Consider the following 18,100-nt stretch of genomic DNA (forward strand, 5'->3'; position numbering starts at 1 on the left):
CGATGACGGATAAAATTGTACTCGGGCAGTATCTCCCTTCAGACTCTGTCATTCACCGGCTTGATCCGCGAACGAAGCTGCTCATTCTTGTAGCCTTCACAATTGGCAGTATGCATCTCCAGGCGATTACCGGATACATTGCGGCTTCAGTTCTGGCGGGAGGACAGCTCCTCTTGTCCAGAATTTCGCTTCGATTACTCTTACGGGCTTTGCGGCCGATTCTGCTCATCCTGCTGCTGCCAATGGTCTATCATCTCCTGTTCAACCAGGAAGGGATCGGGAAAGAGCTGTTCGCACTCTGGCGGATTCTGCTGCTGGTCTCGCTTGCTCTTATCCTGACATTAACGACGAAGCCGCTCGATCTGGCCAAAGGTCTGGAACAGCTGTGCAAGCCGTTAACTCGGCTGGGCGTTCCGGTAGAGGCGCTGGCTTTGACGGTCATGCTGGCTATTCGTTTTATCCCCACCATTACCCAGGAGCTGGACCGTATTCTTGTGGCGCAACAGGCCAGAGGGTATGATATCAAGGATACCAAAGGCCTTAACCGGATACAGGCTTACATCCAACTAGTGATTCCGCTGCACGCAACCACCCTTGCCCGGGCGGAGCAGCTGGCTATGACGATTGAGGCAAGGGCTTACGGCAACGGGAAGGGTCGGACTTCCTATCGGGTGCTAAAATATACACCGTTGGATTATGCAGCCGGCGGGATCATGATTACATATATTCTGCTGGGAATTCTGCTAGAGAGATGAGGAGATAGAGCTTGAACAGAACAGCCATACTGGAGCGGCTTCAGTCAGAGCTGCGCGAAGGCAACCATATTATCGGCGTCTCGACAGGTACGGGAATTACAGCCAAGGTTGCCGCTGACAGCGGAGCAGACTTCATTCTAATGCTGAACTCCGGCAAGTTCCGGCAGATGGGGAGAAGCTCGCTGGCGGGGTTCCTGCCCTTCTGCAACAGCAATGAGATGGTGATGGATTTTGCCTCGAAGGAGATTGTGCCGCTGGTGAGGGACACTCCGGTGCTGTTCGGGCTGAATGCAAATGATCCAACGAGAGAAATGTCTCTATACATAGATGAGATCAAGGCCAGAGGCTTCGCGGGAGTGAATAATTATCCAACGGTCGGTCTGATCGACGGGGTGTTCAGAGAGGCACTGGAGGAGGACGGCATCAGCTATGAGAGGGAGGTTGAGGCTATACGTCTGGCTCATCAGCAGGAGCTGTTCACGGTGGCTTTCGTCTTCGACGAAGCCCAAGGCGTCCAGATGGCCGAAGCGGGGGCAGATGTAATCTGTGTGCATCTTGGCCTGACCGTAGGCGGATTGCTGGGGGCGCGAAAAGTGGTCTCCCTGGAAGCTGCCAAGGCGAAAGCCCTGCGCATTCTCACTGCCTGCGGGGAGGTTAAGCCTGAAGTCATTAAGATGATCTACGGCGGTCCGGTCAAGACTCCGGTAGATGTCCAGTACATGTACAGCAGCAACACGCAGATTATGGGCTACATTGGCGGCTCTGCCTTTGAACGGATTCCCTCCGAGCAGTCGATTACGGCCATTACCCGCGATTTCAAGCGCCTGGGGAAGCTGGATGAGGATGATCTCATGGTTAAAATGCTCAGCGGCATCACCCGGCATTATGATTACGTAGAATTCGTCAAAGAATATGTCGCCCAGAATTACAGCGAGGAAGTGGTGTTCGCGGATCTGGCCAAGGTGGCACATGTGTCGCGCAGTTATTTGAGCAGCTTATTTAAAAAGGAAATGGGCTGCAGCTTCCAGAGCTATCTGGTCGGCTTCCGTATGCAAAAGGCTGCTATACTGCTCCAGGCCCCGCACCTGCAATTATCCGAGGTGTCCGCAATGGTCGGCTACCCCGACTATGCCCAGTTCAGCAGAATGTTCAAGAAGCTGACGGGCTGCTCGCCCAAGCAGTACAAATCTAACCTAAACACAAAAACATAGAACATAAAAGCGTTTTCATTCATAAACATGCCCGGTATGATGAATCTATGATTCGTATACGAGGAGGCAGCAGAATGAAGACGATCGCTATAGCTGGAACGTTTGATACGAAGGGTGAAGAGTACCTGTACATCAAGAAGCTTGCAGAGGAGCTTGGCCTCAGAGCCCTGATGATCCATACTGGTGTATTCGAGCCAGCCTTCCTTCCTGAGGTGTCTAACCGGGAGGTCGCTTCCGCCGCAGGGATGGAGCTGGACGAGCTTGCTGCGAAGAAGGACCGGGCATTAGCTACAGAAGTGTTGTCCAAAGGACTGGAGAAGCTCGTTCCCCGGTTATATCAGGAGGGCAAATTCGACGGCATCATTTCCTTCGGGGGCACCGGCGGAACTTCACTGGTTGCCCCTGCGATGAGAGCCTTGCCGATCGGTGTACCGAAGGTACTGGTGTCGACGGTAGCCTCCGGAAATACCGCCCCGTATGTCGGGACCAGCGATATTATGATGATACCGTCTGTCGTGGATGTATCAGGCCTTAATTCGATCTCGACGAGAATATTCAGCAACGCGATGTTTGCAATCGCGGGCATGCTCACGTTCGAAGCGGCTCATGAACCGGAGAAAAAGCCGCTCGTAGCAGCCACCATGTTCGGAGTGACTACGCCGTGTGTGACCGAAGCGCGCAAATACCTGGAGGATCGCGGCTACGAGGTGCTGGTATTCCATGCAACCGGAATCGGCGGACAATCGATGGAGGCGCTGATCGAAGCGGGCTTCATTGAAGGGGTACTGGACTTAACCACCACCGAATGGTCGGATGAGCTGATCGGCGGCGTCTTGAATGCAGGGCCGCACCGCCTGGAGGCGGCAGGCCGCAACCGTATACCGCAGGTCGTCTCGGTGGGCGCCCTGGATATGTGCAACTTCGGCCCAGCGGATACCGTACCGGAGAAGTTCAAGGATCGCAATTTCTATCATCATAACCCGACCGTTACGCTGATGCGGACGACTGTGGAGGAGAATGAACGGATCGGCAGGAAGCTGGCCGAGAAGCTTAATATGGCGACGGATAACACGGTGCTTATGCTGCCGCTTGGCGGCATTTCAGCCATTGATGTGGAGGGGCAGCCCTTCTATGGCCCTGAAGAGGACCGGATGCTGTTCCATACGCTGCGCCAGCAGGTGGACCGCTCAAGGGTTGAACTGATCGAAATGGACCTGGCGATTAATGATCCTGCCTTTGCTGAGGCCGCAGCCCGGAAGCTGATTGATCTCATGCAGGCCGCGAAGGCCTGAACCAACACATTAAGGAGGAGCTACTAATGAATAAACAGACCAGAGCTGAGATTATGGATAGATTCAAGCAAGAGGTGAAGGAGGGGAAGATTCTTCTTGGTGTCGGGGCAGGTACGGGGATTACTGCCAAGAGCAGTGAGGCAGGCGGAGCGGATATGCTGATTGTGTATAATTCCGGCCGTTACAGAATGGCAGGACGCGGTTCACTGGCAGGCTTACTGTCGTATGGCGACGCCAATCAGATTGTGGTGGAGATGGGCTCGGAGGTGTTACCTGTCGTCAAGGATACTCCCGTTCTGGCAGGAGTATGCGGCACCGACCCATTCCGGGTGATGGAGGTCTTCCTGAAGCAGTTGAAGGAGCAGGGCTTCAGCGGTGTGCAGAATTTCCCTACCGTGGGTCTGATCGATGGCGTATTCCGGCAGAATCTGGAGGAGACCGGGATGGGCTACGGCCTGGAGGTCGAAATGATCCGTATCGCCCATGAGCTGGATATGCTGACTACCCCGTATGTATTTGATCCTGAACAAGCGCGGGCCATGGCAGAAGCAGGCGCAGATATTCTGGTTGCCCACATGGGCCTCACCACCAAGGGCACCATCGGCGCAGTTACCGCGCTGACGCTGGACGATTGTGTAGAGCGTATTGAAGCGATTATCGAAGCCGGACGGGCGGTCAACCCGGAGATTATGATTATCTGCCACGGCGGCCCGATTGCCGAGCCGGAGGATGCGGCTTATGTCATTCAGCGCACGAAGGGCATCCACGGATTCTTCGGCGCATCAAGCATTGAGCGCTTCGCCGCGGAGCAGGGAATTACCCGCCAGACCGAGTCGTTCAAAGCGATTGGGCAATAAGAAAGCTGGCTTTAACCTAATTTTAAACAGGACACCACGCTCGTTTTAACCTTCCCTTGTTAAGCTGATGTCATATACAAGGGGAGGTTTATCATTATGAATCCATTGCTTCGCAAAGCCGTATTGTCAGCCGTATTCTGCAGTGTCACTCTAATGACCGTTAGGGAAGCTGTACATGCAGAAGGAGTGCCGGCAACTGACGTTACGAGCATGTTGTCCGCAGAGGCCGCCTGGAAGGATAGCATCCGGGCCACTGCGAACACCATTACAACCATTAAGCCGGAGCAGGGCGACACCTATTCCGATCTGGCGTTTCTTCAGCAGATTCTGGCGGATCAACGGATAGTGAGCTTGGGCGAGGCCTCGCATGGGGCAGCCGAATATAATTCGGTGAAGGTAAGACTAATTAAGTATCTGCATGAAAAGCTGGACTATAACGTCATCGCCTTCGAGTCCAATCTGGCGGATGCAACCGCAGCGTATACACAGGTTAATGAGCTACAGCCGCAACAGCTGATGGAGAATTCCGTATACGGCGTATGGCAGGTGGAAGAGAATCTGCCGCTGTTCGAGTACATAGCGGAGCAGAGCCGTACAGATCATCCGCTCATACTGACCGGATTTGACTCCCAAGCCGTTACAGATTCTTTTATTACATTGGTTACACAATGGTTCGCCGGGGTGGATGTTGCCAAAGCCCAAGCCTTTGCCCAGACGGAAGAATGGTATTTGAAGCTTAATATGATTGATGATATCGGAGAATATGCCGCCCAGAAGGAGGCAATCAAGCGCAAATATATGATTTTCCAGGCCTTCGTGAAGGATCATGCAGCAGCATTAAGCACAGTACATCCTAATCAGCCCAAGCTGGTTCAGATCCTTGAGCGTGTGCTTCAGAACCGGATAGATATGCTGGAGTATTACCATCCTCATATTGTTAAACTGCTGGCGGGGGTAGATCAGGAGAATCAGGTGAAGCAGGGGAGCTATGAGCGGGACCGCGTAATGGCTGGGAATGTAGCATGGCTTGCTAACACAGTGTATCCGGGCGAGAAGCTCATTCTGTGGGGACACAACTACCATATCCGTAAAAACAATTCTACGATGATTACCGAGCACAATGGCTTCGGTTATGATCAGACACCCTATCCTACAATGGGGGAAATGCTGCCTTGGCCCTTGAAGAAGGAAGGCTATGTGATCGGATTGTATGCTTATGAAGGCAGTGCGCATAAGAACAACGGTAAGGTGGAGCAGGTTACGCCGCATGACAAGGGAAGTCTTGAAGAGATTATAGGTGTAGGCGAAGGCGCTGCGCAGTTTATCAACTTAAGAGACACCACGTTAAGCGCGTCCACGGAATGGATGTACACCCCGCGTACAGCGAAGGCATGGGGAGTCCTGGACGAGAAAATGATTCCGCGCGAACAATATGACGGAATATTGCTCATTCAGCAGCTTCATCCGTCCACCCCCATAAAAGATTAGTCTTGCAGCATGTAAAAGCTTCTATATTAGCTGGAAATGGGCACTCTTTAATTAAAGAGTGTCTTTTTCGAATGTTCATAGCAGAGAGGATATGATATAAATCACAGAATAGTCACAGACTCCAGCCGGTATAGCCAGTTCGGGCTATAGGCACTTTAATTCCTTTTATTTACACTTAATGCGGGTTTGCACAAGAAACCATCCTACAATGGGGGTGAACAATGCTTGTACAGAAAAGGTACGACTGCTCCATCGGCTTCAGGGTTCTTGTCTTGATGATTGCTGGTCTGTTCTTCTTCTCCTTCAATCATAGCCGCATTGTAAGCGCAGACACCAACAGCGGAGCTCTTCCGCTCCAGCCCATCATTGATTCAGCCCGTGAGGGAGATCTCATCACCCTGGCTCCGGGAACCTATTCCGGTCCGGTCCGGCTGGATAAGCGAGTAACGATTAACGGTAACGGCAAGGCGATTCTACTGCATACGGCTAAGGACGAGCAGGCAGCGGTGCAGATCCTTGCAGACGGTGTAAGGCTTGAGAACCTGAAGATTCAGCAGAATAATGACGGGGAAGCAGCGGCTGTACGCGTTGAAGCGGACAGGGTCACCTTGAAGGGACTGGTAATTCATTCGGCAGGGTACGGAATACTGCTGCGTGAAGCCGATGGCGGGGTGATCTCGGATAACACAATAAGCTGGTTCATCCCCAAAGGAGAAGCACCGGGGACGAGAGGCAACGGGATCGATCTCTATAACTCTCACGGCGCTGTGATCCTGGGCAACGACATCGCTTATCTGCGGGATGGCATCTATCTGGAGAACAGCCGCAATACGGTGGTGGATCAGAACAAGCTTGCTTATCTGCGGTACGGGGTCCACTGCATGTATATCAATGGCTCGAAGATCACTAACAACACCGGGGAATATAACATAACCGGCGCGATGGTGATGGGTGTTACGGATGTGGTGGTGTCCGGGAACTCCTTCCGCAAGCAGAGCCGGAATGTGCATTCACAGGGGATTCTGCTCTACGATGTGCGGAATTCAGCGATTATGAACAACCGGGTGGAAGGCAACCGGGTAGGGATTTATATGCAGCAATCCTCGGATAACAAGCTGCAGCAGAACCTGGTGCTCCGCAACTATATCGGCGTGCAGTTCGAGAATGCCGAGGGCAATCGCTTCGAGCGTAACGGGTTTGTAGCGAACGTCATTGAGGCCCAGGCCACAGGCAGCAGGGATAATCACATGAACGGGAATTACTGGGATGCCTTTGGCGGACTGGATCTCACGGGGGATGGGGTCAGCGACCTGAAGTATGCGATTAACCCCTTCTATCAGCAATTGGTTGCGGGGAATGCAGCGTATCAGCTGTTTTTCCATTCACCGGGAATGACCTTCCTGAGCGATATGTACACCGGTGATTCGGCAGGGTGGTCCACGGATGCAGCGCCGCTCATGCAGCTTGCAGCAGGTACGGTTAGCACGAATCAGGCGGCAGGCGGACAAGGCACGGTCATGGTTGCGGGCTGGCTGCTGCTGTTCCTGTCCGTCATTACAATAATATACTTGGGGGTACTGCGATTATGAAACGATGGAGTCTGGTCTTGATGATATCAATGAGTCTGTTGATCCTCGCGGCCTGCGGGCAGAAGAAGTATGAGCCGGTAGCGATCAATGAAGACGTCGACATCTGTGTGGTCTGCAATATGCAGGTGAAAGATGATGCCTTCGCCACTCAGCTAACGACCAAGGACGGCAAGAATTACAAGTTCGATGATATCGGCTGCATGAATGAGTGGAAGAAGAGCAACGGCACGGAGCAGATCGGAATGGATTATGTCCGCGACTATAATGACAAGAGCTGGGTTGAATTCAGCAAGGCGAGCTATGTATATGACGTTTCTCTACGTACGCCGATGGCTTATGGAGTGATCAGCTTCAAGGACAAGGCGGCAGCAGAAGCGTTCGTGAAGGAGCAGGGGGTAGGCACTGTGCTGACCGCCGGAGAGCTGGCCTCCCATGAATGGAAGCAGAACAAGGATATGATGAACATGGGCATGCAGAGCGGGGAAGGTCGTATGGAGGAGCATAGCTCAGAGGAAGGCACGCATTCCGAAGAGACGGATATGTGAGTATGGCTGACATCCTGCATATTGCCCGCAGAGAGCTTAAGATGGGCTTCCGCAACCCGTGGGCCTATTCTTTCCTGGTCTTATTCTGCACCTTCAGTCTCGGGCTGCTGCTGATCCATGCGAATAACGTAGTCGAAGGCTATACTGCGGTTACGGGCTCCATGCTGAGCCTGATTCTGTATCTTTTGCCGCTGATGACGTTATTTCTGGGCTCCTTCTCACTGACCTCAGAACGGGAAGACGGAAGCTGGCAGCTCTTATCCACCTATCCCATTGGAACCTTATCCTTTGTTCTGGGAAAATATACCGGATTGGCCGCAGTCCTGCTGACGATTGTTGCGTTTGGCTACGGGCTGATGGGGCTGGTCAGCGGCCTGCTCGGGATGGCTTTTGCGGCGGAGACTTACTTCCTGTTCCTGGCCTTCTCGGCAGGTCTGGTCTTGCTGTTCCTGACGCTTGCCCTCTTCATCGGCTCGTTATCCCGCAACCGCTGGCAGGCCTTGACGATCTCGGTAGCGGTCTGGTTCTTCGCCGTAATCGGCTGGCCGACGTTCCTGATCGCAGGCCTCGGCCTGCTCCCGTATCTCTGGATCAAGCCTGCTCTGATTGTGCTGACGATTCTGAATCCGGCTGAGCTGGTGCGCCTGTTCGTGGTGGTGAAGCTGGGCGGAGGGTCGGTCCTGGGACCGGAATATTATCAGTGGGTGGAATGGATTAGCCGCCCGGGCGGCAGTCTGCTGTTCCTCGGGGTCTGCGCGGCCTGGGTGCTGCTGTCCATCTTAGCGGTATATTGGATTTGGGAGAGGGGGCGTTCCCGTGGATAACCCGTTGGTGCAGGTGAAGCAAATCTCCAAGGTCATAGGGCGGCAAACACTGGTTGAAGAGATCAGCTTCCAGGTTCCCGGCAGCAGTATACTTGCCCTGTGCGGCGGGAATGGAGCCGGCAAAAGCACGGTGCTGCGGATGGTAGCCGGGATAGTGCAGCCGACTTCCGGCGAAATTACGGTAAACGGGCTGAAGTGGAAGCAATCGCGCAAGCGCTTTTCCATGCAAATCGGCTATATGCCGGATGATTATCAGTTCAGCCACGGGCTGTCTGCGGAGGAGTTGCTGAATTTCTGGGCGGCGCTGCGCCGGATTCCCAGACGCAAAGAGCGGGTAGAGGAGGTGCTGGCTCTAGTCGGGCTTGCGGATAAGCGCAACAGCCTGGTGACCACCTTCTCTAAGGGGATGCGCCAGCGTGTGCTGTTCGCGCAAGCGCTGCTGGCGAAGCCGCCGCTCCTGATTATGGATGAGCCGACCAACGGGCTGGACCCGTTCTGGATGAACGAATTCGTGAAGCTGCTACAGGACATCCGGGAAGAGGGGCATACCGTCCTCTTTTCCACCCATCAACTGGAGATTGCGGATCGGGTGGCCGATCAGATTGTCTTCTTGAATCAAGGCAAACATGTGGGGGCAGGTACGACAGCAGAGATCCGGGCAGAGTTCGGTTCGCTGTACGCCGCCTTTCACCACAGTCTGGGGCTGGGATGAAGCTGTGCCGGATCGTTACTCTGGTGATTATTGCCGCTGCCTTTGCTGCCGGAATCTGGGTGTACCTTCAGCAGTCCAGCCAGCCTCCGGCCGGGAGAATGACCGCAGGTGCTTCAGCTCCGGCGTTCGAAACGGTAACCTTGCAGGGGGAGAATGTGAGTCTTAGTGAATACAAGGGCCGGGTCGTGCTGCTTAACTTCTGGGCTACCTGGTGCAAGCCCTGTATGCGGGAAATGCCGTTGTTGAATGTACTTAGCGAATCCGCTGAGCTTCCAGTCGAGACCTTGTTCGTGAACGCAGGGGAATCCAAGGGGACGGTATCGGAGTATATGGCGGAGCATCAATTCTCTTTTCCCGTAATTATCGATGTTACCGGTAGGATATCTGCTTCATATCGCGTCAATGCACTGCCGTCAACTTATATCATCAATAAGACGGGTAAGATAAGCAGAGTCGTGGTCGGAGAGATCGGCGATCTCGATACGCTCAAGCAATGGCTGGCTGAGGCCGGAGCTGACTAATGACGGGGATATTCTATTCTAACTACAGCCTCCGCTTGCCGGGAAGATGCTTCCGGTGCAGGCGGAGGCTTTTTTGAATACAAAAAAAGAAAAATTATTTCTTTTTATATTTTATTTTAGGAAAAATACTTTATTATAATCCAAATTCTGCTATACTCTATGCCAAGAGGGAGCAATAAGTCAGGAATCCTGACGCGGAAAGGGTGCTCGCCTTACACTTAATCTGAGGGGGAATGTGGTGTGGGAACTAACAGAAAGGGCTTCACAGTATCGCTGCTGCTGACCATGTCTATGCTGCTTGCGGCTTGCGGAGGAAATGGCAATACCAAGGGGACACCGGATGCCGGAAGCACCAGAGCACCCGGCACGGACGCTGAAGCTACGGCTGCGGCAGAGCCGGTGAAGCTTGAATTCTGGACGATTGCACTTCAGCCTACGTTCAATGATTACTTCAATAATCTGATCACCCAGTATGAGAGCAGTCACCCCGGGGTGACGGTGGAGTGGAAGGACTATCCCTATGATGCAATCTCGCAGCGGCTGTTGACTAGTACAGCGAGCGGCAAGAGTCCCGATGTCGTGAATCTGAACACCGAGTTCGCCAGCCAGTTAGGCAGTAAGGGAGCGCTGCTGAATCTGAACGAGTACCTGACGGATGAGCAGGCGAAGAGTTATTTCGAGGGGATTTATAATTCTACGGTATTGGGCGGCCAGGCTTACGCACTTCCCTGGTACACAGGCACAGAGGTGCTGTTCATGAACAAAAAGCTGGTAGAGAAGGCCGGCCTCGACCCTGCCAGTCCGCCGCAGACCCGTGAGGAGCTGGTGGAGTGGGCCCGCCAGGTTCATGAGAAGACCGGGGCTGCGGGATATGCGCAGCAGCTGGTCTCCAAGCTCTTCCCGATTGACGGCATCCCGATTCTGAACGAGGACAAGACGGCTGCAGCCTTCAATACGCCGGAAGCCGAGGCCATGATCACCCAGATGCGCGATCTGATGAAGGAAGGCGTGGTACTCAAGGAGGATGCGGACTTCAGCAAGCAAATCCAGTATTTCTCCGGTGAGCAGGTGGCCTTCCAGCTATCCGGCCCGACGTTCATTAACTTCATTAAGACCTCCGCGCCGGATGTCTACAAGAACACCATCGCTGTCCCGCTGCCGACAGGCAAAGCGAATCTGCGTCTCTCCAACTCCATGAACCTGGCGGTGCCGCAAAAGTCGAAGAACCCGCAGCAGGCTGTCGAATTCGCCGCCTTCATTACGAACGCCGAGAACCAGACAGCCTTCTCCAAGGTGGCCAACACACTGCCGTCAAGCAAGGCGTCGATTCAAGATCCGTTCTTCACCGACTCTGACGGTTCACTCGAAGCTGAAGCGAAGGTGGCTTCCTCGCAGAGTCTCGACAAGGCTACCGATTATATGGTCGGCGTCCCAAGCGCCGCAGATATTAACTCTGCACTGGCACGGGGCCTGCAGGAGATTCTGATGAACGGAGCAGACATCAAGGAGACGCTGAACAAGGTAGAGAAGGAAGTCAATAATATTATCAGTCAGGGTTCCTAAGCTGCTGAAGCATAGCTGATAAGGGGGAGTTTCTCCCCCGATTCATATCAATTGAGGGTATTTGAAGGAGTGGGAGGTGTAGCGGGTGTACAAGGGGTTTCGGTCTGAATCTTTTACTGCATGGGCGTTTATGGCGCCGGGGCTGCTGTTTCTGGCGGTATTTACCTTTTGGCCAATTATATACGGAGTACCGCTCTCATTGACAGATTATTCGGTCATTGCCGAGACGAATTATGTAGGTCTGGATAACTTCACCCGGGCCTTCCAGGATCATAATTTCCTGATTTCACTGTGGAATTCACTGGTGTATGTGCTGATTGTGCCGGTGATTCAGATCATTTCGATCTTAATGGCGATTCTGGTCAACAGCCGGATTCCTGGAGTCAAAATGTTCCGGGCCGCCTACTATATACCGGTCGTGACTTCGATGGTTGCGGTGGCGCTGATCTGGAGCTGGCTGCTCGGCAATAACGGTGTAGTCAATTACCTGCTGCTGAAGGCAGGGATGATCAGTGAACAGGTCTCCTGGCTATCCACAAGCAGCACGGCGCTGTATGTCCTGATGTTCATTACGATGTGGAAGGGCCTCGGCTATTACATGATGCTCTATCTGGCGGGGCTTCAGGGCATTCCGGCTGATCTGTATGAGGCCGCAAGAGTGGATGGGGCAGGGCCGCTGCGGCTGATTGTACATGTGACGCTGCCGCTATTACGCCCTCATATTCTGTTCTGCACACTAATCTCGGTCATGGGCGCGATCCGGGTGTTCGATGAGGTCTACATTCTGACCAAGGGCGGGCCGGGAACGTCCACGCTGACCTCAAGCGTCTATATTTTTCAAAAAGGGCTGGAGCAATTCAACTTCGGCTATGCCTCGGCGCTCGGGCTGATCGTCAGTGTGATGGTGGGAGCGCTTAGTATACTCGTATTCAGGCTGAACCGGAAAGGCGGGGTGAATTCCTATTGATGCCGCGTAGCTTACGTGTTCTGATTACTTATCTTCTGCTGATCCTGCTTGCCCTGTTCATGATGGGTCCGTTCCTGTGGCTGCTCAGCGTCTCGCTGATGCCGGGGCGCAACGTGTTTGCGAACCCGCCGGCGATTCTGCCCACCTTCATTGCATTCGACAACTATGTGCAGGTGTGGAACTTCATGAATTTCCCGCGTTACATTCTAAATACGGTCATCATCACGCTGCTGGGAGTCGTGTTCAACATTATATTGTCCTGTCTGACAGCGTATCCGCTGGCAGCCTTCCGGTTCAAGGGCCGGAGCCTGGTCTTCACGCTGCTGATCTCGACCATGATTATTCCGTCGGCCACCGCTATGATTGTGCATTATCTGACGATTCAAGCTTTTCAATTGGGCAATACATTCTTCGGCGTTGTTCTTCCGGCTGCGGTGTCTGTGTTCAATATTTTCCTGATGCGGCAGACATTCCTGGGTATTCCGGCAGACATCCGGGATTCGGGTAAAATGGACGGGGCCTCCGAGCTGCGGATCTTCATCCAACTGGTGATGCCGCTCGTCAAGCCGGGAATTGCCGTCATCGGGCTGCTGGAGGTCATGGCCTTCTGGAACAACTTCCTGTGGCCGATTGTCGTATTGGACGACCCGCAGAAGTATCCGCTCGCGGCGGCCCTGACGTATCTGAACGGGCAATTCTCCTATAACTTCGGCTGGATTGCCGCCGGAACTATGATCTCGGTGCTGCCAATCATCCTCGTGTTCCTGTTCACGCAGAAGTATTATATGGAAGGGATTGCTGGAGCTATAAAAGGCTAACTAAGGAGGCACAACTCAATGGGAATTTCGTTACGGGACTGCCAGTATCTGTTCCGCGACTATTATACGCAAGGGAAAGAGCTGGTGATAGAGGGCCCGCAGCTGCGCTGTGAATTGGCCTCGCGGTATGCCATGAATCAGGATATCCACGGTCTGATGGAAGAAGGCGGAGACATCGTAATTCTGGAACCGGCGGGACCGGGCGTAGCTACCGCCGATAAGGGCAATGCGCAGCTGATGCTGGAGTATGACAGCGGGATTGCCGCGGATGGATACCGCCTGGTGATTGGAGAGGATGCTAAGCTTGTTGTCGCTGCGTCTAACCGGCGGGGGCTGAAGTACGGGCTGGATGCGCTGACAAGGCTCCTTATCGTGGAGGAGGATTGCTGCCGCCTGCCGGTGGTTACGGTGGAGGATGAGCCTTCTTTTCCGGTGCGGGGTATTATTGAAGGCTTCTATGGCGTGCCATGGAGCTTCGCGGACCGGATAGATTCGGTCAGATATATGAGCGGGCACCGGATGAACGCCTTCATGTACGCGCCGAAGGATGATCCCTATCACCGGAAGCTGTGGCGTGAGCCGTACCCGGACGATATGTTCACCAAGATTCATGAACTTAAGCAGGAATGCGATAAGCATCTGGTGGATTTCTACTATTGTATAAGCCCGGGTAATGATCTGGAATTCCGCAGCCAAGGCGACTTCGCGAAGCTGGAGGAGAAACTTGCTGCTATGATCGCAGTTGGAGTGCGCCATTTCGCACTATTAATGGATGACATAGATTATGTGCTCCAAGGTGACAACAAGCAGTTCCTGGAGCGCTCCGGGACCGCACATGCTTATGTGACGAACCGGGTCAATGATTACTTAGCCGGATGTCTGCCGCACTTCACCCTGGCTATGTGTCCATCGGAATACTGGTCGTATTGGAATACGGAGTACAAGAAGGACATCCGCGAGCAGCTTCATCCTGCTGTCAAAGTGTTCTGGACCGGCTATTTTGTCTTCGCCCCGGAGATCGGACGGAGGCATGCGGAGGATAACCATGGATTTTACGGGCATGAGCTGTGGTTGTGGGACAATATTCCGGTGAATGACTGTGATAAGGACCGGCTGTTCCTCGATCTGGTGCGCGGGCGCAGCTCCCGGCTCGGCAGGTACGGGCATACAGCCGTCGTTGCCAATCCGATGAATCAGTGGGAATGCTCCAAGATCACGCTTGGCACGATGGCCCATTATATGTGGAACAGCGAGCGCTACATGCCGGAGCTGTCCTGGGAACTGTCCGTGCATGAATTCGCCGGAGCGCTTGCGAAGGACATGATGTTCTTCTGCCGCCAGAATCTGAATAACCGCCTGTATTCCGGCGGCTACCCGGAGCTGGACGATGCGCTGGCGGAGCGCGATCTGGAGCGGCTTGACGCTTATTTCAGCCGGTTGGAGGAGGCAGCCGTGCGGCTTAGCGGCTTAGACAAAGCTAAATTTATCGAAGAAGCTGGGCCTTGGCTGCGCCGGGCGATCGCGGATGCTGTGCTGTGGCGGGCTGTGCGCAGACAGCTGGAGAACCCGCTGGAGCAGCAGGATTGGGAAGAAGTGTATACGTGTCTGGAGATCTGCCGCAGCTATGGTGTGCGCCTCGGCAGTGATCCGGCTGTGCGTGCGGCTGAAGCGCTGGGGATCGAGCTGCCGGAGATAGAGGCGGAGATCAAGGCAGAGATGAAGGTGGAGACAAAGGAGGAGGACCAGCATGTCTAAACATCATAAGCTGATTCTGGTTCCGCTGGATGAGCGGCCCTGCAATTATGAATTCCCTTATCTGCTGGCTCAGGGAACAGATTATAGTGTAGAGCGTCCACCCGCCGGGATTATGGGCCTGAAGAAACGTCCGGGTGATGTTGAGCGGCTGTGGTCCTGGATCGAGGCTGCTTGTGAAGGAGCGGACGGCGCGGTGGTCGCGCTGGATACTCTACTCTACGGCGGCATTATTCCCTCACGGCTGCACCAGCTGGAGCTTGAAGAGCTGACTGCACGCCTGGAGCGGCTGCGGGAGATCCGGCGGCATTATCCGCAGCTGAAGCTGTATGCATTCCAGCTGATTATGCGCTGTCCGCAGTACTCGCTCTCGGATGAGGAGCCGGATTATTATGCCGACTGGGGCCGGGAGATCTTCCGCAAGGGCTTCATCGGCCACCGGCTGGAGCTGGGCATTGCCACAGATGAGGAGATCCGTGAGCTGGCCGATATTGATCTCCGGCTCCCGCCAGAGGTGCTGCAGGATTATCTTGGCCGCAGAGCAATGAATATCGAAGCGAATAAGCAGGCGCTGGAGCTGGTACGGGACGGGATAATCGACTTCATGATTGTGCCGCAGGATGACTCGGCTCCGTACGGACATACCGCCAAGGATCAGGAGAAAATGCGGGCACGGATCACGGCGCTTGATCTGGAGCTTAAGGTCTATATGTATCCAGGAGCAGATGAAGTAGGCTGCACGCTGCTTGCCCGGATGCTGAATATGGCCGAAGAGCGGAGGCCGATGATCTACCCGCGGTTGTCCGCTGTGCAGGGGGCGTTCGTGACGCCGCTGTTCGAGGACCGCTTTTTCTATGAGACGCTGAAGTATCAGATCCTGGCAGCAGGTGGACTGATCGCATCCAGTGCTGCCGAGGCAGACCTGGTTCTGCTGGTCAGTACACCGGGGGAGACGATGGCGGAGGCGGTGTCGCAGCATCATGCTTACTTCAGCTATGATATCTACCGGAATCTGATGGAGCTGGTGGAGTATGGGGAGTATCTGCTTCGTGACCGGAAGATACCGGTGGCTGTAGCAGATGTCGGGTATGCCAATGGTGGAGACCAAAAGCTGGTTAAGCTGCTGCGGCAGAAGAATCTCCTGTTCGATCTGGCCGGTTACGCCGCCTGGAATACCAGCTCCAACTCACTTGGAACTGTAATCTCGCAGGCGATGCTCTTTCTGATCTACGGCCGTACACCAGGGCATCTGGATTTCCTGGCGCTCCGCTATGCCGAAGATGTATGCTATTGTTCAGTAGTGCGCGGAGAGCTAAGTGATGGCCCTGTGCAAGAGATGGGCTATGGCAAATACGAACTGGATGGACCGCGCGGGCGCGTAGCTGCCCGTGTGCAGGAACGGCTGAGTAAGGAACTGGCTGTACGGATTGACAGTCCATCGGGGAGCGTTAAGATCACCGACTGCTATATGCCTTGGAACCGGATGTTCGAGGTGGGCTTGACAGTAGAGTATGTCCCCTCGTGAGGGCTGGAAGATGATATAAATTGAACTTGAAGAATACAGACAGGGAAGAGTGACGTAGAGAAATATTGGAGCTGGAGGAGCTGTAGCAGGTTCAATTTATGCAGACTATAAGAGAGAGGGTGGGGACCCTGAGCAAAAATATACTGGAAAGCCTGCATCTGGGGCTGATTGTCTCCTGCCAGGCACTGCCGGATGAGCCGCTGCACGGGCCGGAGATTATGGCCCGGATGGCCGTGGCAGCAGCGGAAGGCGGGGCCATCGCCATCCGGGCGAACGGAGCAGCAGATGTGCGGGCGATCAAGCAGGCGGTTGCGCTGCCGGTGATCGGCATCGTGAAGCGCAATTACCCGGATTCGGACGTCTATATTACCCCTACGCTTAGAGAGATTGAGGAACTGCTGGAAGCGGGAGCGGATATTATAGCTTTTGACGGGACCCGGCAGACCCGGCCGGAGAATTGTACGCTGGAGCAGATCATAGACCTGCTGAAGGCAAGCACGGCTGCTTCTATGGCAGATATCTCCACACTGGAGGAAGCGTTATACGCTGAGTTGCTTGGGGTCAGCTGTGTCTCGACCACCTTATCGGGATATACACCGTATTCCCGCCAGCAGGAGGGGCCGAATCTGGAGCTGTTGGAGCAGGCCGCACGGCGGCTGAAGATTCCAGTTATTGCCGAAGGCCGAATCAGCCAGCCCGCCCAGGTGGAAGCGGCGCTGGACCTGGGGGCCTATGCGGTGGTGGTAGGCTCCGCAATTACCCGGCCGCAGCTGATCACCCGGCAGTTCGCAGCAGCGGCGAGAAAAGTGAGGATGAACCGTAATGGAAATGAATGACCGGATCAACACGTATTACCCATCCATGACCAAAGCTGAGCAAAAGGTAGCCCGGTGTGTGCTTGAGCATCCGGATAATCTGATCTATCTGTCTGTGACTGAGCTGGCTGATTTTGCCGGAACGGGTGAGACCACAGTGATGCGCTTCTGCCGCAAAATCGGCTTCAAGGGCTATCAGGATTTCAAGCTGATGCTGGCCCAGGGGCTGCCGAAGCGGCAGACTCTGGCGGACGGCGGGCAGGGGGCTGGCGAGGGGGATTACGCTGACCATCTGTATGCCCTGATGGTTGGTGTATTGCAATCCAGCCTGGGCATGCTGGACCGGGAGCAGCTGCAGCGGGCAGTGGAGGCTCTGGATCAGGCCCGGTATATCCAGTTCTTCGGCGTAGGTTCTTCAGGAATCACGGCGCTGGACGCCAAGAACCGCTTCCTGCGGATCGGGCGGCGGGTCGAAGCCAGCTCCGACAGCCACATCCAGTCGATGATGGCTGTGACGATGGGACCGGGCGATGTCGCTTTTGGCATCAGTGTATCGGGCAGTACGCTGGATACGAATGACATGCTGATGAAGGCCAAGCAGAATGGAGCCAAAGTCATTGCCATGACTAACTACGCCAAGTCTCCCATCGCTTCGATTGCCGACATTGTGCTGCTGACGGCCGGGAAGGAATCGCCGCTGGAAGGCGGCTCCGTAGGGGCCAAGGTCTCCCAGCTGTTCATTATCGACCTGCTCTGCCAGAGGCTGGAGCAGCTCCATGCCGATGAGACCAAGCGGATGAAGGAGCTGACCGCCCGGGCGGTTATTGACCGGATTTATTAGAGTGCGGGGTAAATAGGGCGGACGG

17 protein-coding genes are annotated in these 18,100 nt (G+C 54.5%); all 17 read left to right on the forward strand.

Features of this window, described 5'->3' with window-relative positions; genetic code table 11:
- The first annotated feature begins 2 nt into the window (after positions 1–2).
- Positions 3–755, forward strand: coding sequence for an energy-coupling factor transporter transmembrane component T family protein (locus C162_RS02050; protein WP_036690711.1), 753 nt, complete (start codon positions 3–5; stop codon positions 753–755).
- Between the two features lie 11 nt (positions 756–766).
- Positions 767–1,966: a phosphoenolpyruvate hydrolase family protein gene (locus C162_RS02055; RefSeq protein WP_036690713.1), complete on the forward strand. Its 1,200-nt coding sequence runs from the start codon at positions 767–769 to the stop codon at positions 1,964–1,966.
- A gap of 74 nt (positions 1,967–2,040) precedes the next feature.
- Positions 2,041–3,258, forward strand: a complete 1,218-nt coding sequence (locus tag C162_RS02060) for a Tm-1-like ATP-binding domain-containing protein (protein WP_036690714.1) — start codon at positions 2,041–2,043, stop codon at positions 3,256–3,258.
- Between the two features lie 26 nt (positions 3,259–3,284).
- Entirely contained in the window at positions 3,285–4,115 is an 831-nt protein-coding gene (locus C162_RS02065; protein WP_036690716.1) for a phosphoenolpyruvate hydrolase family protein, read from the forward strand.
- Positions 4,116–4,211: 96 nt separating this feature from the next.
- Entirely contained in the window at positions 4,212–5,603 is a 1,392-nt protein-coding gene (locus C162_RS02070) for an erythromycin esterase family protein (protein WP_051493149.1), read from the forward strand.
- 221 nt (positions 5,604–5,824) lie between these two features.
- Positions 5,825–7,192 carry a right-handed parallel beta-helix repeat-containing protein gene (locus tag C162_RS02075; RefSeq protein WP_036690719.1) on the forward strand — a complete coding sequence of 456 codons (1,368 nt, stop codon included), beginning with the start codon at positions 5,825–5,827 and terminating at the stop codon, positions 7,190–7,192.
- Positions 7,189–7,737 carry a nitrous oxide reductase accessory protein NosL gene (locus tag C162_RS02080; protein WP_036690720.1) on the forward strand — a complete coding sequence of 183 codons (549 nt, stop codon included), beginning with the start codon at positions 7,189–7,191 and terminating at the stop codon, positions 7,735–7,737. The genes C162_RS02075 and C162_RS02080 overlap by 4 nt, the downstream gene beginning before the upstream one ends.
- Positions 7,738–7,739: 2 nt before the next feature.
- A complete protein-coding gene (locus C162_RS02085; RefSeq protein ID WP_036690722.1) occupies positions 7,740–8,561 on the forward strand; it encodes an ABC transporter permease in 822 nt (273 codons plus the stop codon).
- A complete protein-coding gene (locus tag C162_RS02090; protein ID WP_036690724.1) occupies positions 8,554–9,273 on the forward strand; it encodes an ABC transporter ATP-binding protein in 720 nt (239 codons plus the stop codon). The genes C162_RS02085 and C162_RS02090 overlap by 8 nt, the downstream gene beginning before the upstream one ends.
- Entirely contained in the window at positions 9,270–9,794 is a 525-nt protein-coding gene (locus C162_RS02095; RefSeq protein WP_036690725.1) for a TlpA family protein disulfide reductase, read from the forward strand. Before C162_RS02090 ends, C162_RS02095 begins: the two co-directional genes overlap by 4 nt.
- A 240-nt stretch (positions 9,795–10,034) precedes the next feature.
- Positions 10,035–11,357 carry an ABC transporter substrate-binding protein gene (locus tag C162_RS02100; protein ID WP_036690729.1) on the forward strand — a complete coding sequence of 441 codons (1,323 nt, stop codon included), beginning with the start codon at positions 10,035–10,037 and terminating at the stop codon, positions 11,355–11,357.
- Positions 11,358–11,442: 85 nt separating this feature from the next.
- Complete coding sequence (locus C162_RS02105; RefSeq protein WP_036690731.1) at positions 11,443–12,324, forward strand: carbohydrate ABC transporter permease; 882 nt, start codon at positions 11,443–11,445, stop codon at positions 12,322–12,324.
- On the forward strand, positions 12,324–13,142 hold the full coding sequence (locus C162_RS02110; RefSeq protein WP_083677643.1) for a carbohydrate ABC transporter permease: 819 nt from the start codon (positions 12,324–12,326) through the stop codon (positions 13,140–13,142). Before C162_RS02105 ends, C162_RS02110 begins: the two co-directional genes overlap by 1 nt.
- Before the next feature lie 18 nt (positions 13,143–13,160).
- Positions 13,161–14,897: a protein O-GlcNAcase gene (locus C162_RS02115; protein WP_051493150.1), complete on the forward strand. Its 1,737-nt coding sequence runs from the start codon at positions 13,161–13,163 to the stop codon at positions 14,895–14,897.
- A complete protein-coding gene (locus tag C162_RS02120; protein WP_036690734.1) occupies positions 14,890–16,419 on the forward strand; it encodes a DUF4127 family protein in 1,530 nt (509 codons plus the stop codon). The genes C162_RS02115 and C162_RS02120 overlap by 8 nt, the downstream gene beginning before the upstream one ends.
- Positions 16,420–16,517: 98 nt before the next feature.
- Positions 16,518–17,255, forward strand: coding sequence for an N-acetylmannosamine-6-phosphate 2-epimerase (locus C162_RS02125; RefSeq protein ID WP_083677642.1), 738 nt, complete (start codon positions 16,518–16,520; stop codon positions 17,253–17,255).
- A complete protein-coding gene (locus C162_RS02130; protein ID WP_036690736.1) occupies positions 17,242–18,075 on the forward strand; it encodes a MurR/RpiR family transcriptional regulator in 834 nt (277 codons plus the stop codon). The genes C162_RS02125 and C162_RS02130 overlap by 14 nt, the downstream gene beginning before the upstream one ends.
- The last annotated feature ends 25 nt before the right edge of the window (positions 18,076–18,100 follow it).

It is taken from the genome of Paenibacillus sp. FSL R7-269 (assembly GCF_000517865.1).
GTDB lineage: Bacteria > Bacillota > Bacilli > Paenibacillales > Paenibacillaceae > Paenibacillus_AQ.

Coding starts and splice junctions, on each gene's coding strand:
- C162_RS02130 (WP_036690736.1), top strand. CDS start 17,242: ATGGAAATGAATGACCGGATCAACACGTATTACCCATCCATGACCAAA.
- C162_RS02075 (WP_036690719.1), top strand. CDS start 5,825: ATGCTTGTACAGAAAAGGTACGACTGCTCCATCGGCTTCAGGGTTCTT.
- C162_RS02110 (WP_083677643.1), top strand. CDS start 12,324: ATGCCGCGTAGCTTACGTGTTCTGATTACTTATCTTCTGCTGATCCTG.
- C162_RS02060 (WP_036690714.1), top strand. CDS start 2,041: ATGAAGACGATCGCTATAGCTGGAACGTTTGATACGAAGGGTGAAGAG.
- C162_RS02120 (WP_036690734.1), top strand. CDS start 14,890: ATGTCTAAACATCATAAGCTGATTCTGGTTCCGCTGGATGAGCGGCCC.
- C162_RS02085 (WP_036690722.1), top strand. CDS start 7,740: ATGGCTGACATCCTGCATATTGCCCGCAGAGAGCTTAAGATGGGCTTC.
- C162_RS02065 (WP_036690716.1), top strand. CDS start 3,285: ATGAATAAACAGACCAGAGCTGAGATTATGGATAGATTCAAGCAAGAG.
- C162_RS02050 (WP_036690711.1), top strand. CDS start 3: ATGACGGATAAAATTGTACTCGGGCAGTATCTCCCTTCAGACTCTGTC.
- C162_RS02115 (WP_051493150.1), top strand. CDS start 13,161: ATGGGAATTTCGTTACGGGACTGCCAGTATCTGTTCCGCGACTATTAT.
- C162_RS02125 (WP_083677642.1), top strand. CDS start 16,518: ATGCAGACTATAAGAGAGAGGGTGGGGACCCTGAGCAAAAATATACTG.
- C162_RS02070 (WP_051493149.1), top strand. CDS start 4,212: ATGAATCCATTGCTTCGCAAAGCCGTATTGTCAGCCGTATTCTGCAGT.
- C162_RS02095 (WP_036690725.1), top strand. CDS start 9,270: ATGAAGCTGTGCCGGATCGTTACTCTGGTGATTATTGCCGCTGCCTTT.
- C162_RS02080 (WP_036690720.1), top strand. CDS start 7,189: ATGAAACGATGGAGTCTGGTCTTGATGATATCAATGAGTCTGTTGATC.